Source organism: Psychrobacter sp. JCM 18903 (assembly GCF_000586475.1).
Lineage (GTDB): Bacteria > Pseudomonadota > Gammaproteobacteria > Pseudomonadales > Moraxellaceae > Psychrobacter.
The window spans coordinates 119,099-136,144 of record NZ_BAWJ01000008.1 but is presented as its reverse complement, the minus strand read 5'-3'; the positions used below and the strand labels follow the sequence as shown (position 1 = coordinate 136,144).

The following is a 17,046-nucleotide window of genomic DNA, read 5'->3' as shown; positions in this document are numbered from 1 at the left end:
GATTAATGAGCAATTAAAACTGCGAACCTGCGTCAGCATCTAAATTGTCAATACCGACCGCTTTTGCCGCATTTTCGATACCAGCAGTCAGCTCTTGTAGGCTAGTGATACTATTTTCAATCCAGCTACGACGGGTATTTTGCTCTTCAGCTGAAATACCTTGTTACTTACTTGACCAGCGGTGGCAATCATTTGATCAACTTTGATACCTTCTTTTTCACCTTTTTCAACAATCACATTAAAGGCGGCTTCTACCTTAGCAAAGTCAGTCGCCAATTTATCAGCCGCTTCTTTGTTGTTCGTATCGACTAGATAGTTTTTAACACCATAACCACCAACGCTCTTACCAGCGACTGTTTTATAGTTGCCGTTAAAGACATTTTGGATACCACGGGCATTGTTGGCATAGCTTAGATGGGTCAAATCACTGAAGCATTCGTGCTCATCTTCGGTAGAGCCCGTTACAAACGCAACCTGTATACGCTCAGAAGCAAGCTCACCCAATGCTAGGCTGCCCATCTGATACATGATTTGGCGTAGACCATTATCGTATTTGCGAGCCATCAGGTCGCTACGTAAGGTATTCTCACTCTCAGGCTGCCACTCAGCTTCCATTGCAGTCAAATCATCAACCAATAATTGAGTCGCTGCTTTTAAGAACGCGCCACGACGCTCACATATACCAGCATCTTCATTGACCGTCTCACCGCTGGTACATTGACCCGCTTCAGTCGCATAATCAGTCACTGGACGATTGCCTGCACCTTCGCCAACACCGTTGTTATCTTGTCCCCATAGCATAAACTCAATCGCATGGTAGCCGGTCGTCACATTGGCTTCACTACCACCAATCTCATTCATTTCTGCTAATAGCTCAGGAGTGATAGTACTGGTATCTTGTTTGATACTACCGACTGTAATGCTATCGCTATTGATGATATTGTCTTGGCTATTGTATTCACCTTCATAACCATCACTAACGTAATCAATCAGCGCCTCATCAAGTGGCCAAGCATTTACCTGTCCTTCCCAACCATCGATACTACCGAGTGCTCGTTTATCATTGGCTGTCACAAAGCCTTCATCAAAACGGAAAATCTCAGTTTGCGAATACGGCTGGCGCGCGGCTTTATACGCCGCTTTTGCCGCATCAAGGTTTGCTTGGGTTGGTGTTGTCACATATGTCTCTACTGCTGTTTGCAGGGCTTTAGCAGTATCTAGAGAATCTTTATAAGCAGCATGCGCCATGTTGGCATAGCTGATCATAAGTCTATCGGTATAAGCTTGATCAACCGCTGATAGTTTCGTCGTACCTGCAGCGGTTGTGTCTTGCACCGCTGTTTGCGTATCGGCGGTAGAGTCCGTGTCTTCCTTGGCTTGCTTGGTACAACCCGACACCATTAACAACCCTGCAAGCGCAGCAGCTAAAGTAGTTGGTAAAATCTTACGGCTCGTTACTGTGGTAATCGTCATACATATCCTCAAAAAGTATCGCAAAAGAAAATGGGCTTTGAATAAAGAGCATTAGGGCATATCCTCATTTTAAATAATGCTGATAAAAATGAGAAAAACAGCGCCCATAATATCAAGATATTGACCAGAATTTGATACTATTAGACAAAATTTAGCTATTTTTGGTCCATTTAGAACAGCCTCAAATGAACTGACAACCTACCCTAGTATCGCCACAATAACAAAGCTTTGTAAATTATAGTGTTATTGATAATCATTATCAATATTTAATTAATATTAATGTAACCATTTAGCTAACGATTGTTTTATAAATAGAAACACCAAAAATATTTTAATATTGATTTAAAGATAACGGAATCCTGATACCTAAAATCATTTTGAATTTGAAATCTAAATATCAGGCATAAAAAAAGGCCAGTTTATCACTGACCTTTTTTAACGCTATAATGACAGCTAGACCATCGTATGAATTAACGTACGTTGTTTGGTGCATTGATGGTTAATTCAACACGGCGGTTTTGTTGACGACCATACTCGCTGCTGTTATCAGCAACTGGACGAGACTCACCATAAGCGACGACATTGATACGGCTAGAAGCCACACCGCGTGCGCTTAAATAGTTGGCTACTGCATAAGCACGATCGCGTGACAGTTTCATGTTATAAGCATCAGAACCTTTGCTATCAGTATGACCAGCAACCGTTATCGTGTTTTGGTTATATTCATTTAGCGTCGATGCAAGCTTATCAAGCGTTGGTCTAAATGATGGGTTTAAAGACGCATCATCAAATGAGAACGTGATGTTGCCTGGCATTACTAGGTCAATATTACCATTCGCATTTGGCGTAACGGTTACACCCGTACCAGCCATTTGCTGCTCAAGCTGCTTGGCTTGACGCTCCATGTAGTAACCAACACCAGCACCCAAAGCTGCGCCAATCGCGGCATCACGACCTGTGTTATCACCACCTGTTGCTTTTGAAATTGCACCGCCGCCTAAAGCACCTGCCAATGTACCAATAGCAGTTTTGTTTAAGCGTTGTTGTCCAGTGTTTGGATCAGTAGCACAACCGCTAAGAGCTAGACCTGACGCTACTGCTGCAATCATTAATGTATTACGCATAATATTTCCTCTTAAGTTTAAAAAATTATAGACAAAGTGTGCTTTTTATAAATATTTTCTGTTAATTCCATCTACATGCTTAATATACACTCGTCATTATTATGGCAATTACAATCTAATCATGTGTAATATTTTGTCACACCTGTGTATGAGAAGTGCAGAATGGTTTAATGAGGCTTTCACAATGATTGGATACGTTTGTGTTCTCACTTTTAACTATCCATTAGCGCAAGGTGTTATCACAAGTCACGTTTACACTCGTACACTCTGAACCGTTTCTGCTAAAATTGTGCAATAAAACTGGCAATGAATCATTTATATACTAATAAGACTGACCGAAAAGGATTTAGCATGCGATTGACATCTACTATTCGAAAAATACACGAACGCAACCCTAAATTAGGCAAAGCCGTTTCACTTGCGACAGCGACTGGGGTTATTGCAGCCAACAGCTTCGGTGGTAGTATTCCCTTATGGTTAATGGGTGTCGGCAAAGTCATCACCGGTGCTCCTATCGCAGACAAAGCGGTCATCAAAATCGCGACTTATTGGATCAGTATCAACAGTGCCTTGATCGATGACATGTTGCCACGTAAAGATTGGCGCATCAGCTTACCCGATGACGTTCACATCAATGGCAAATATTTGCTGGTCAGCAATCATCAGTCTTGGGTCGATACCAGTATCGTGCAGTACATTAGTGAAAAACGCTTGCCATTGACACGGTTTTTTACCAAATTTGAACTGATTTATATTCCGATTGTGGGTCAAGCCTTTTACTTTTTAGACTTCCCAATGATGCGTCGGCATTCTAAAGAAGCCGTCGCTAAAAACCCTGCTCTACAAGGCAAAGACATCGAAGAAGCCAAACGCGCCTGTGCCCTGTTAAAAGACAAACCTTTTACTTTGTTAAATTACTTAGAAGGCACGCGTTTCACCAAAGCCAAACATGCAAAGCAACAGTCTCCTTATACTCATTTATTGAAGCCACGGGCAGGCGGCCTATCTTTAGCCATTAACGCGCTAGGCGAAGACATCGATGGCATGCTAGATATGACTATCGTTTATCCTGATGGTGTGCCAAGTTATAGTGATTTGTGGAAAGGCAACATCAAGCGTTTGGGCGTCGATGTGCGTTATATTGAGATGCCTGATGCATTATTTAACGGTATTAAAAATGGTGGTTACGAAAATGATAACGCGGTAAAATCACAAATGTTTGATTGGGTAGAGCAAATTTGGCAGCAAAAAGATCAGCGTATTACCGATATGTTGGCTGAGTTTGAAACAAACCCTAAAGCTCCGAATGCTTAGAGACATCGTTAACAGAGCAACGGCATACAACAGTGAATTACTTTAATTTGTTTTAAAACTACGATTGAGCGCTGTTGTTTTAAACTTGAATGCTAAATGCCGATTCGTAAATGCTGACTGTAAATCCCAACTCGTAAATGATAATGCGTAATTATAATGAAAGATGGGTTGTTTTTTGGCTCTATTCATTGATAATGTGAATAGTCATGAGCCCATGACTTTTTGACCGTTAGTGACTTGATAGCCCTGTACTATTTGAGCCGCTTATTTTTCGTGCTATTTATCATTTATAAGGTTTGACTGTGCCGCTTCCTCTTCTACTAGCCTGCCTCTAGACTCAGTGCCTGTATCCAATCAGCCGCCTGATAATACGCTGCCACCGCCAAACCGACCAACGCCAAATCGCTTAAAACTCACTTACGATATCCTGATGATTATTGCCATCAGTATCGATCTATTATTGATTAGTATTGATGCTATCTTGATGAGTAGCTTTAGTAGCAATGCCGCAGGATGGCTCAGTATTAGCGATGCTCTCAATTGGTATCAAAATACCTTACATGAGCCTTTACGTACCGCTGGTGGATTTTTTACCCTATTTTTGATCTTTGAGCTACTGCTACGTTGGGCGATTGCGATTAAACAAAACGTCTACTATCGCTGGTTCTTTTTTCCTTTTGTCCATTGGTATGAGGTATTGGGGTGCTTTCCGCAGCTGCGTGCATTACGTTTATTCCGAGCAGTCATCATTGGGCGACGCTTATACCAACTTGGTTACCAAGTGCTGCCGCAGCCATGGATCAATCGGATTAGGTTCTATATCGACTTATTATTAGAAGAGCTGTCAGACCGCGTCATATTGACGACTATTCAAAACTTTCGGCAGCAACTGACCGATCCTAAAACGCATAAATCTTTTATTGAATCAACGATAACTCGTAATCGTAACGAGATTGAGGCAGCAGTGCTGTCGATACTGCGCACAGAGCTAGCACCAAAACTACAGGAGTTGACGGCAGCATCAGGTGGCGGCAGTATATTAGCCAGCGAGATGGGCAATGCTATTGAAGAGGGTTTGGCCAATACGCCTGAGCTGCGTCGCTACCTACGCATGATACCGATTGCCGGTAGCTTGATTGAATCACAGCTGCAACACGTCGGTCACAATATAGGTGAAAACGTCGTTTACGCACTGAATAAACGCCTTCTAGACCCTGAACGCCTCGATTCATTGATGGTAGCAATTGCCAACGGCATTGCCAGTATCGATACGGATAATACTGCGTTAGATACCTTGATTTCGAGTATCATTGATGACAGTTTGACAGAATTTGAAGCGCAGGTAAAAGTGCAGCAGTGGAAGCATCAAGAGATGCTTCATCTATAATCCATACTGCTAATAGCACGCCCTGCCTAAAAAACATTAGGCTTGGCAAGAAAATGAATGGTATGACTCGATAATAAAAACAATACCGTGAATACAGCGACAGAATTATCTCTTGAGGATTTATATATGACAGTTTCAGACAACGACAGCAAGCTCGAGCGCCGCGCCAGCATTGGCATTTTATGGCAAAATGCTGACTTTTTCACGTTTGCAATTTAGCACAGATGATTTAAGCGAGATAGACGCCCAGCTTGCCGCAACGCTTAGTAATAAATCTAGCAATATCCCTATCCTTATCGATAGCGAGGTTGAACAAGATCTCTCAGCATTGGTAGAGCTTTTATGGTCGTGGGGCTTACAGCCTATTGGCGTCGTGACTGGCACACTAGATGCGCAAGCCCGTGAGCAGCGATTGGCCATCTTCCCTGCTGATGGCAAACGTATTGAGCGTATATTACCTAGCAAGAAAGCTGCAACTCAAGTGAGTAAAGCTCCCGATGATAAACATACAGAATCAGCCAGCACCAATTCAACCAGTACCAATTCAGACAGTAACAATGATACTGCAGCCATCAACGAGTCAAATACAGAAACAACGATAGCAACCACCACAGCAGAGACATTGGTGAGCGCTGAGCATATTACTAGCCTAATTTACGATCAAATGCTACGCTCAGGACAAAGCCTGAATCACGTGGGCGGTGATTTGATTTTGACCAATAGTGTCAATAGCGGGGCGGAAGCGATTACCGATAATAGCTTGCACGTTTACGGTCGTGCCCAAGGTCGCTTGGTTGCTGGCGCTACCGGTGACAAAGATGCCCGTATTTTTTGTCAAGTTTTTAATCCTTCTTTGGTGTCAGTGGCGGGAACTTATTGCTTACGAGACAACTTACCTGAGCACGTGATTGACAAATCTGTACAAGTAAGATTTGTAGAAGGTGAAGGCTTAGTATTTACGGTAATGGATGACGCTTAAATCTTTTACCGTTAAGAGCAATAGATGCGTCCGTGATTTTTATAAATGTAGACAGGCTAAGCCGATTTTCATCATACATGACGCTTAGCAAAAAACGTTTATTAGAAAATCTCAATAGTAGACGTTTAGACAGCGCACTTAATATTATAGTAAGTTTATTTAACAAAACTGTTCTATGATGAATCGCTAGCTCTGCCACTATCTACACTACTCGTCAGCGTCTATTTTATTATTCACAATAGGCAATATTGACCAGAAAATTCTAGGTAGCACCGCTTTGTGATCCATATATAAGCTGTTTTTCTGCTTTACTATGGACGTGCTATAAATTTTTGTTTATTTATGCTAGGCTACCTTCGCAGGTAGTGTATATATAGCATGTGAATAATGTGCAATTGCGCTATTTTTTTATATAAAAGATATCCCATTGATTCATAGGAGTGTGCCATTGTGGCGAAGATAGTTGTAATCACTTCAGGTAAAGGCGGTGTGGGCAAAACCACGACAAGTGCCTCTTTTGCCGCAGGTTTAGCATTGCGTGGCTATAAGACAGTCGTTATCGATTTTGATGTGGGTCTACGTAATCTAGACTTAATCATGGGTTGTGAAAACCGAATTGTTTATGATTTTGTTGATGTCATCACTGGTAGCGCACGCTTGTCGCAAGCACTGGTCAAAGACAAACAGCTTGAAAACTTGTATATCCTACCCGCCAGTCAAACGCGTGATAAAGACGCCCTGACAGACGAAGGGGTGGCAGAGGTCATGTCTGAGCTGTCTAAACAGTTCGACTATATTATCTGTGATTCACCAGCTGGTATTGAGCGCGGTGCACAACTCGCCATGTATCATGCTGATGAAGCGATCATCGTCACTAACCCTGAGATTTCTTCAGTGCGTGACTCAGACCGTATTATCGGTATCTTGCAAAGCCAGACCAAAAAGGTTGAAGAAAACCAAGGCTCTGTACGTGAGCATTTGATTATTACTCGTTATAATGCTGAGCGCGCAGCAGCCAACGAGATGATGGACATTGATACCATCTCAAATGATATCCTAAAAGTTCCGTTACTTGGGGTTGTTCCTGAAAGTCACTCAGTGCTTGAAGCATCTAACCACGGTGAGCCTGTCATTCATTATACCGATTCAGTTGCTGGTCAATGTTATGATGACATCGTCGCCCGCTTCTTAGGTGAAGAACGCCCACTACGTCATATTGACGTGAAGAAAAAGAGTCTATTACAGCGCTGGTTTGGAGGTCAATGATGACGAAGAAAAAAGGATTTTGGAGTAGCCTATTTGGTACTGACGACAGTGGTAGCGCAGGTAGCGCTAATATGGCTACTGAGCGTCTTAAGGTTATCGTTGCGAGCGAAAATCGCTTAAACAACCGCTTAACAGCTGATCGTATCGAAAAAATGAAACGTGAGATTTTAGAAGTGGTCAACAAATATGTCAATGGCGTACAGATTGATGATGTGAATATCAATCATCGTTCTGAGGACAGCTAGACGTATTAGAGATGAATATCAGTCTACCTGAACACAAAAAATAAGCGCTGTCTTAGAAAAACAAAAAAGCCCTAAGTATCATAACTTAGGGCTTTTTTATATTGCATGAAATAGTAGGTTTACCTATAGCAGCCTACGATTATTTTGATACCATTATTTTATACGCGCTATCAAATTGTCTTTTTTGACAAACTGATGATATAGAGCAGCACCGATATGAATAAGTGTGAAGGCAATAATGGTCGGCCAAATAATATCAGTATGCAGGTCATTATAAAAGCGTGCCAACTCTATCTGGTGTGACAAATACAGGGATTTGAAACAAGCCAAAAATATCGACGGGGCGTCCACCATAAACGGACATCAGCAAACCAGCTATTGGCATTGCAATTAATAAAGCATATAAGCCAAAATGCGACAGTTTAGAGGCTAATAACTGCCACTTTGGCATCGGTACAGGTGGCGGCGCTTAATAAATACACGATTAAGCACCCGTGCTATCATCCAACATAACAAACTAATACCAAACGCTTTATGCAACCCAATATAAAGATTGTTATCCAAATTATCGTACAACAGAATCATTATCCACGTAACCAACAGTAAAACTGCACTGATCCAGTGAAATATCCGGCTGCTGACTGGCCACTTTGACACATTTGAATTGCTACTATTCATGAGCTGTCCTATTACCCTCATCACTAATTATCTATCATCAATGTTGTAGACAAAACAACCACTCATTCAACGATTAGCAATCATCAAAGTAATTGGGTAACCCTATTTCTCTGATAGTAGAAATAAACCCTGATATAAGCGAGAAGCTAACTGTCTAAATCGACCAATTGATGCGCAATTTTGTCTAAGTCGGGCACCAAATAAGCCTTATCATCAATCATAACCGTTTGGAAAAGATAGGATAGCATAACGTTTTCATCAAAAGGTAGGGCTGTTTTGTCGCTGTCTATATTATCGGCATGCTTAGGGCTGTTAAATTGCTCAGGAACGTCGATATCTTTGACCTCAGAAATACGCACTTGTCGCTGGTGCAGCTCGCCTGCCGTTTGTAAAGCTAAGCGATGATCGGTAGTATTGCCCTCTAATACAATCATGGTATTTGGCATTTTATCTTGTGGTAGCAGATGACATACCACTACCTTTTGCTGCTGCCATTCATAGGTTGCCGTGCGCTCATTATAATCATCCACACTCAAAATCAGGCTGCTTGGAATAAGCCAGTCAGGTTGGTCGAATGCTGGCACAATAGTGACATCAAGCATACCGTTATTCGTGGTCAGTAAACTCACTGCCTCAAACGAATGTTTCAAAATTTGTTTCATACATCGCTCACAATCAGTTAATGCAAAGAGGCTACTACTAATCTTTCATCAATATAGTCTGTTAGTTTTTGTGCTAAATCGGCTGGACTGCCAATAAAACCACAATACCCTGAATCAATAATCGCCTGAGGTTGACTTGGGCAAGCGCTTAAGCTGGGATCTTGCACCCACAATTGACTGTTGTTTTCTTGAATGAGATCCAGATACTGCGAACCATCATTACCCATGCCAGAAAATATAATATTGATAAGCTCGCTACCATAAACGTCGCTGGTGTTTTTGAGAATCTGACCAATCGCGGGCTTATACTCACCCTCCCAAGCTTGCTCTAGCAATATGACTCGACCGGTAGAGTCACAAACAATTTGCTTATCAATAGGAGCTATAAGACACTGTCCTGCTCTTAAACGCTGCGAAGAAGTAATTACCTGACAATGCCAGTCATTATGGCGATTCAGGATGCGTGGCAGTGTGCCAATCATCGTTTTATTAAAATGGTGCGCCAGCAAAATACACACTGGTAGCGTCGCCGACAAGTTATCCAAAAATTCTTTTATAGCACTCGGCCCGCCCATAGAAGCACCCAAAAATACTACGTAGCGCCAGTCTGCATCAGCATTATCAGGTTTGTGCACGGGTGCATCCATTAAAACGGGTAATGCCAGCATATGTGCCAGCTTACGCTTTAATTTGCGCTGCCATTTGGCATATTGCGGCGCTTCATTTAGGTAAGGTGCTTGACTAAAACCCACCAACACCGCAGCAGGTTTAGATGCCGTGGTCGCGGCTACCACACTGTCGTCGTAATCACTATCTATTAGCCAGATGTCAATCGAGGTATCAGAGCGCCCCTGTTTTTCTTGCAGTTGCGCCCGTGACATACAGCCAACAAGGCTAAAACCACAACTGCGTACAGTATCTGAAAAGGCCATACGCTGATGATGGTCTTCTGCCACTACCATCACCTTAATATCATCCTTGTTTTTTCCTCTTAGCGCCAAAACACGTGCATTATCCTTCATAAGTTAAGCTGACCTTTTGACCCAGTATGTGCTGGATTTTATTAAGTAGCTCTTGTTCTTGGAATGGCTTACCCATGTAATCGTTCACGCCAATCTCTAGTGCACGCTCACGATGCTTTTCACCTGTACGTGATGTGATCATGATGATTGGGATATGTTGTAAGCGCTTGCTGTGTCTCACTTGAGTAGCCACCTCGAAACCATCCATACGTGGCATCTCAATGTCGAGCAATATCATGTCTGGTATCATGTCTTGTAATATCTCAATCGCATCGATACCATCTTTTGCCACCGCCACAGTAAACCCTTGGCGCTCTAAGAAACGTGACGTCACTTTACGTACGGTAACAGAGTCATCAACCACTAAAATAGTAGACTTAAACTCTAAACGACTTCGTTTAGCATCAGCAGATTGTGAGATATTTTTGACCAACTGCGCATTACGCATCAAAGCAATCAAGTCTAAGATAAGCATTACTGAACCATCGCCCATGATAGTCGCTGCTGAAATACCTGGTAGATTCGATAATTGTTGTCCTAGAGGTTTGACCACGACTTCAATACGTGACCCTGCAATCTGATCAACCTGCAATGCAATATTCTGTCCGCTACGATTCTTAATGATAATAAGTGGCAAACTGGTATTGGTATTAACGACCAGTTCATTCAGTTCATTGCCTGACAAAATCTCATTTAAATAACGCACTCGATAATCAACATCTTCAAAGTTCAACGTTGCATCACCTGACTGATAATAGTCATAAAGCTTCTCTGGATTAATCCGTACCACACGCTCAATCTGTACCAAAGGTATCGCATAATAGCGATCCGCGGCACGCACAACCAATGCATCAGATACCGCAACCGTCAGTGGTAAACGCATCGTAAAGCGTGAGCCTTTACCCAGCTCTGAGACAACCGATACAGCACCACCTAATTGACGAATCTCGCTGATGACCACGTCCATGCCCACGCCACGTCCAGAAATCTGCGTTACTTGCTTACTGGTACTCAATCCAGCATGGAAAATATACTGCATGATATCAAGATCAGTTAGGCTATTATCATTTGCATCAATCAAGCCTTGAGAAATGGCTTTGTTACGAACGGCTTCTACATCGATGCCGCGACCGTCATCTATTAACTGAATAACAATCTCACTACCTTCTCGATTTACCTCAAGAGTAATACGCCCACTACGCTCTTTACCTGCTTTTAAACGCGTTGAGGTATTTTCGATGCCATGATCGACGGCGTTACGGAGCATATGTTCAAGCGGTGAAGTGATGCGCTCTAGAATGGTTCTATCCATCTCATCATCGGCATTGATGATCGTTAATTCAACAGATTTATTCAGCTCATTGGCAGTTTGTCGTACGATACGCTCAAGACGTGGCGTTAAGCGCGTAAACGGCACCATACGTGAATTCATAAGCCCATCTTGTAACTCGGTCTGTGTACGAGACAGCTGTAATAAAAGGCTTTCACTGTCTCGTGTTTTTTCTAATAGAGTATGATTAATATCAATCAAATCTGAGGCTGACTCTGTCAAAGATTTGGATAACTGATTTAAAGAAGAATATTGATCCATCTCTAGAGGGTCAAACCCTTCATGATTAATCAGCTCATCGTCTATCTGCGACAAGATCTGCGCCTCAAGCTCGATTTCCATTCGGCGTAACTGATCAGCTAAGCGCTGTACCGTAATACCCATATCTTCGATACTATTGGTCAAGCTACTCATGCCCATATCGATACGAGCACGGTTGATGGCTGACTCACCAGACAGGTTAATCATATGCTCGATCAAACCACCTGAGATACGAATCATCTCATTATTATTGGCACTCTGATCTTCCTCACCCGTACTGCTGAGCATAGAGGGCATCTCGCTAATATCTTTTGCCAGATACTGTGAGTCTTGCTGTTCTCTAGCAATAAAGAGCGCTTCATGCTGCGATTGTAGGGATTCTTTAGGGATTTGCTTTAAGCTGTCAGGATTTTTACTAAATTGCTGCAATGCCTCAATCAATAGCGCAGGCGTCGGTGGATTGACATGTTGTCTAAGGATAGATATTGCATCAGCAAGCCAGTCATGACTGGCAACCAGCAACTCCAATACTTTTTTGGTAGCAGGACGACGATTATCTACAAAATCTGTATAAACCGATTCCATTTCATGTGCCAGATCAGCGATACCAGCTGCGGTGACCATTCGTGCGCCACCTTTGATGGTATGCAAATCACGCTGCAATGCCTGTAATGCTGTCGTATTATTGGTATCTGTTAAGAACAGTTGCAGATACTTATTACGATTGGTGAGCTCTTCAGCTTCTTCTAAAAACACCGACAATATATCAGGATCTGGCAAACCATTCGCCCATGACTGTTTAATCATCATGTCTAGGCTCAAGGTATCAAATACGTCAGCGCTGAGGTGAGCGTTGTTAGCCACCCTATTTTGTGCTTCAGGTTCGAAGTGGGTTTTCGGAATAGGTATGATTAGCTCTACCGTTTCTGGCAAGGCTTGGGCTTTTACAAACTGTTGTAGTTGCTCAATCAGCGCTGAGGCAAAAAATGATTTTTTATGATTTACGATATGCAGTACTTGCAACGACATTGTGTCTTGCACTATTTGCATTATTTCAAGCCATTGTGCTGTCGGTATTCTTCTATTCTCTACAAATGCTTCATAGACACTTTCAGCTTCATGGGTCAGATCACCAATACTACGAATACCTGCCATTCGCGCACCACCTTTGATAGTGTGCAGATGGCGCTGTAAAACTTTTAGCGCATTTATATTGCTGATATCAGTACGCCACTTATTAAAACTCTCATCCAGCGCGGCATCAAGCTCTTGAGCTTCTTCTAAAAATATCTCTAATAGCTCAGCATCAGTATCAATAGATTCAAGCTGTAGCTCAGGTGCTGCAACGGCTCTCACGACAAAGACACTCTCATCACCATTGCTATCATCGTCTTGGTAAATACGTTGTAGATCTTCAATAACTTGTTGGTCAATCTTCAATGACGTACTACCAGCCAATGCATCGAACAAACCAACCAATTGAGCATGACCAGCGTGTAAAACCGCTTGGGTATCGATCTTTCTTGCTGTATCAATATTATCATTCAAATAGGCATAAGCGTGACCCAACTCATTGAGAATAGAGGTGAATTTTGGAAACGCTGCTGCTTTATTGGCTAAGTAAGCTATTTGCGATATTTGCTGCGATATATAGCCTGAACATGTGCTGTCTCAGAGTGATTAAGTGCGTCATCTAATTCCCACTCAGCATCCAATAGTTCATCAATATTATTGTCTAACAACTGCTCTATCGTTGGTTTGTTATCAGCCGTGACCTTATCATCGCTAATGACGTATTGATCACCAAGCATGGCTTGCAATGAGGCTATATCTTGCTGACTTTGTGCATCTTCGATCGATATATTTTGCGGCTGAACGTTTTGCTTGTAGTTGTTTAAATAACCGTCCATTAGCGTAGCAGACTTCGCCAATGCTTCTAGATGTTGAGCATTCATCGCAGTATCTTGCTGCTGTAGTAGCTCTAAGCTATGCTCTATCGTTGCGCTAACCTCGCTGATCGCTGCTAAAGCGCTAGAACCTGAAGCCCCTCGCAAGGTATGAAATGCGCGTACAATCTCATCCGTTACTTCAATATAAGACTGATCTTGATGCTCGTCAACGAATTGGTCAATATCTTGCAACAGTCCTTCTGCTTCGTCGATAAAAATCTCACAAAACATTTTTTCTTCTTCGCTTTGCGGTGCTAAATAAATAGGCGCTTCTGCTATCATTTCATTGACAGAATTAATCGTCTGCAGCGTGGTATCTATCTCTGTATTAAGATTATCTTGGGTCGGGCTATGCTCATCAATAGCAGGCGACAGTACTGACGCTTGGATGTTCTCATCCTCAGAACTATTTGATGCTTGCTCATACAAGGCAGAATAGCTAAATGCATCCCCTTGCTGTTTACTATAAGCATTGGCGCATGCGATCCATAAAGGCACCATCGCTGGATAATTTTGGCTGTCATTTTCAAATACTGTTAGCATCGCAGGATAGGCAGCTAGCACATCGGCAATAAGCTGACGCATATCTGCTGAGACAGTCACACTATGATCCAAAATGCGATTAAGCATATTTTCTATAGCCCAAGCCAGCTCAGCCGTATAATTTGCACCAACCATACGACCGGAACCTTTTAAGGTATGGAACCCACGACGAATATCCACCAATCCGCTTAAGTCGGCTGGCAATAATCGCCAATCTTCATATAAAGGTACAATCTCAGCCAATACTTCATCAGCTTCTTCTAAAAATATCTCTTTAATATCAGGATCGGCATCATGAGCATCTGCCGATAGCTGCTCGGTTTCTTGCATAAAGGGTTTGAGTATCGCTGGAATATCAATAGCAGATAAGGAAGCAACAGCAGTGCCTTTGTACTATCAGCAGTTGTCTCGTTTGACTCATTACTCATGTCGAGAGCACTTAGCAGTTCAGCATCATCATCGAATGGAGGCGATAGTTCTAATGCTGAGTCTGAATCAGCAGTGACAGCATCTATTATAGTCAGCCCAGCATTGATAGGTTGCTGTGTCATGAGGTTATGGCTTTGTAGAATAGTGACAGCAGGATCAAAGCTTGGAGATTGTTGTGCTTCAAAATCTACCACTAATGCTGGTAGACGTTTTGCCGTATTCATCACCAGACTTATAACTTCATCTGTGACAGGCAGCGTTTTATCTAACAGGCGATTGAGCAGATTTTCGATCGACCATGCCATCTCGCTGATGCTAAAAGCCCCAACCATACGTCCTGAGCCTTTTAAAGTATGGAACCCTCTACGCACTTCAGTGAGTGGGGTTAAATCCTTTGAGTCTTGCTGCCAGATAGGTAAAAAGTCTTCTAAATCAGCAATGACTTCCGTCACCTCTTCGATAAAGATGTCACGAATCTCTGCGTCCATCTCAAAATTATCAGGCTTAACTTGCTCACGAGCAAGCGTTAATGGTTCACTCTCGGTACTATCATCATCAGCCGTATCTTGCCCTACCACACGCTCATTATCTACATCAGTCAAAGCTTGGTTGGCAACATCATTTTGACTATTAGCAGGAGCAATCTCGCCACTATCATCGTAACGCAATACGTTGGTCGCTACGGATTTTCGGGTAAGGAAAGTGTCGCTAATCGTCTCTGGCGATGCAATATAATGAGTCAGAAGTTGGGCGGCAGTCGCAGTATACTCATTTGCCCGCATTAATAGCTGCTGGTCAAAAACCTGCTGTGCAAGGTAGTCAAGCAACAATTCAATAGACGTTAGCCCTTCAGCCAATGCCTGAGTCACATCCCAACTGAGTACGTCAATCTCATGAATGGTCAATTGTGTAAATATGCTTGCCATATCATTCATGGTTTGACGAATTGATGGCAATCCCATATCGGCAAAAGCATCACCAATATCGGTAAAATCAGCAGCAATGGGCAGTAAGTCAATGTCTTGACGCTGTACATATTCATGGAAGCTTTGTTTGACATCTTCTACCGCGATGCGCAGCTCACGTAAACTTCCACCAACGGAAGCCGTCGCAGGACTTTCTTCCGACTGCGTCTCAATAGCTTCAAACGTTGCAGACAATGTCGTAAAAGAAGCGGCGTCCCCTATTTTGAGAGATATCGTCTGTTCGGTATGATAGATAGCGTTATATAGCTCTTGAAGCTGACGCTCAATCTGCCATTGTTCTTGTGCAAATCCTGTTTCTGATGATAGAGCCTGCTCTATGTCTGTAACAATTGCATGTATTTGCGACACGTAATAAGTCCAACCTCGACCTTCGAGTTGACTTTGTATTTTCTGTAAAGGAACGAGAAGCGTGTCTGGCTTATCCAAAGTAAAGATAAGTGTCTCAAGCTCACTGAGTATACGTGGTAAAAAACGTGATCCCGTTGACGACGTTTGCGACAAATTATTTAGAAGTGACTGAGTGCGCTTGCTACTTTGAGCAAGGCTATTTAGTTCGATATACACCTTTATGATTAAGCTTCGAATAACGCTTGATGATAACTCAGCTTGCTGAGTGCGAGACTCTATTACTTGATCCAGCTGACTTAGCAATGACGCATAATGCTCAGGTAATGGGGTATCATTATGAGCAAGGTCATTTAGCCACAGTTCCGTTAAGTACCAAAGGCGTTGTAAGTCATCATGTTGAGTGGTCTGCCATAAGTATTGGCTGACTCTTTCTAGTGTAGTCAATAAGGACGGTTGATTGGTATTGGCACTCAATAACGCTTGTACTTGCTGTCGCCAAACCAGTAATAATTGTTGATAGTGATAATCAGCTAAATGCGTCGCCGTTCTATTCGCCGGCATCATCACTTCGATGCTATTGATACCATCGATAATATGATCATCGATAGCATGATTATTTAGATTCTTATGCTGAGTATTCGCCAAGCTGACCGAGATATCTGGCGCTATCCCCAGTTTCGATAGTGCTTGAGTAAGCTCCTCAGCAGCATTATCAATTAAAACGGTGTTGTGATTACCCATACCTGCGTATTGATTCAACTCACGCTGTAGTAAGCGATGAGAAAACTGGCCAATGCGGCGGTCGTTAGCAGAAATACGCTCGCGACTGCTCACATCTGCCAGCAAGCTCAGTTTATTGGCAAGATCTGCTAACAAATTAAGGCGAATCATCGTTAGCGCGCCGCCAACCTGATGATAATGTTGCACCATCTGCTCATAATCAGCGCTATCAGCGTCTAACTGCCAGCCATCAGATATCTGTGATAATTGCTGATTAAACAGTGGTAATAACCACTCAAGCGTCACTATGTCATTGGGCTGGTTTTTCAT

Annotated in this window: 10 protein-coding genes and 2 pseudogenes; 5 read left to right on the top strand and 7 right to left on the bottom strand. The window is 42.6% G+C overall.

The genetic code is table 11. From position 1 onward, the window contains the following. Positions 1 to 13 precede the first annotated feature (13 nt). Together TT12_RS07475 and TT12_RS18360 are read right to left on the bottom strand one after the other, a co-directional pair. A pseudogene (locus tag TT12_RS07475) lies at positions 14 to 1,473 on the bottom strand (imelysin family protein). A gap of 470 nt (positions 1,474 to 1,943) precedes the next feature. Next, positions 1,944 to 2,597 carry a YiaD family glycine zipper/OmpA-like lipoprotein gene (locus TT12_RS18360; protein ID WP_045444070.1) on the bottom strand — a complete coding sequence of 218 codons (654 nt, stop codon included), beginning with the start codon at positions 2,595 to 2,597 and terminating at the stop codon, positions 1,944 to 1,946. Between the two features lie 351 nt (positions 2,598 to 2,948). Here TT12_RS18360 and yihG point away from each other — a divergent pair, with 351 nt between their 5' ends. The 5 genes and pseudogenes from yihG (at position 2,949) to minE (ending at position 7,832) form a co-directional block, all read left to right on the top strand. Beyond that, complete coding sequence (yihG, locus tag TT12_RS07465; RefSeq protein ID WP_045453521.1) at positions 2,949 to 3,911, top strand: 1-acylglycerol-3-phosphate O-acyltransferase, YihG family; 963 nt, start codon at positions 2,949 to 2,951, stop codon at positions 3,909 to 3,911. Between the two features lie 340 nt (positions 3,912 to 4,251). Beyond that, the gene (locus TT12_RS07460) at positions 4,252 to 5,298 is read left to right on the top strand and encodes a hypothetical protein (protein ID WP_243443481.1); all 1,047 of its coding nucleotides are present in this window, start codon (positions 4,252 to 4,254) and stop codon (positions 5,296 to 5,298) included. Positions 5,299 to 5,488: 190 nt separating this feature from the next. After that, complete coding sequence (gene minC / locus TT12_RS07455) at positions 5,489 to 6,277, top strand: septum site-determining protein MinC (RefSeq protein ID WP_045453515.1); 789 nt, start codon at positions 5,489 to 5,491, stop codon at positions 6,275 to 6,277. Between the two features lie 450 nt (positions 6,278 to 6,727). Beyond that, complete coding sequence (gene minD / locus TT12_RS07450) at positions 6,728 to 7,543, top strand: septum site-determining protein MinD (RefSeq protein ID WP_045444058.1); 816 nt, start codon at positions 6,728 to 6,730, stop codon at positions 7,541 to 7,543. Beyond that, positions 7,543 to 7,832, top strand: a pseudogene (gene minE / locus TT12_RS07445) (cell division topological specificity factor MinE). The gene minD and the pseudogene minE overlap by 1 nt, the downstream one beginning before the upstream one ends. A gap of 780 nt (positions 7,833 to 8,612) precedes the next feature. On the opposite strand, the gene TT12_RS07435 reads toward minE, so the two are convergent. The 5 genes from TT12_RS07435 to TT12_RS16990 form a co-directional block, all read right to left on the bottom strand. Further along, positions 8,613 to 9,128, bottom strand: coding sequence for a hypothetical protein (locus tag TT12_RS07435; RefSeq protein ID WP_045453512.1), 516 nt, complete (start codon positions 9,126 to 9,128; stop codon positions 8,613 to 8,615). Between the two features lie 17 nt (positions 9,129 to 9,145). Next, positions 9,146 to 10,150 (bottom strand): chemotaxis protein CheB, encoded by a 1,005-nt coding sequence (locus TT12_RS07430; protein ID WP_045444048.1) that lies wholly within the window; start codon positions 10,148 to 10,150, stop codon positions 9,146 to 9,148. Then, positions 10,140 to 13,289 (bottom strand): response regulator, encoded by a 3,150-nt coding sequence (locus TT12_RS17000; protein WP_243443480.1) that lies wholly within the window; start codon positions 13,287 to 13,289, stop codon positions 10,140 to 10,142. The genes TT12_RS07430 and TT12_RS17000 overlap by 11 nt, the downstream gene beginning before the upstream one ends. Before the next feature lie 77 nt (positions 13,290 to 13,366). Further along, complete coding sequence (locus TT12_RS16995) at positions 13,367 to 14,563, bottom strand: Hpt domain-containing protein (protein WP_243443479.1); 1,197 nt, start codon at positions 14,561 to 14,563, stop codon at positions 13,367 to 13,369. Beyond that, on the bottom strand, positions 14,494 to 17,046 hold the full coding sequence (locus TT12_RS16990; RefSeq protein WP_243443478.1) for an Hpt domain-containing protein: 2,553 nt from the start codon (positions 17,044 to 17,046) through the stop codon (positions 14,494 to 14,496). Before TT12_RS16990 ends, TT12_RS16995 begins: the two co-directional genes overlap by 70 nt.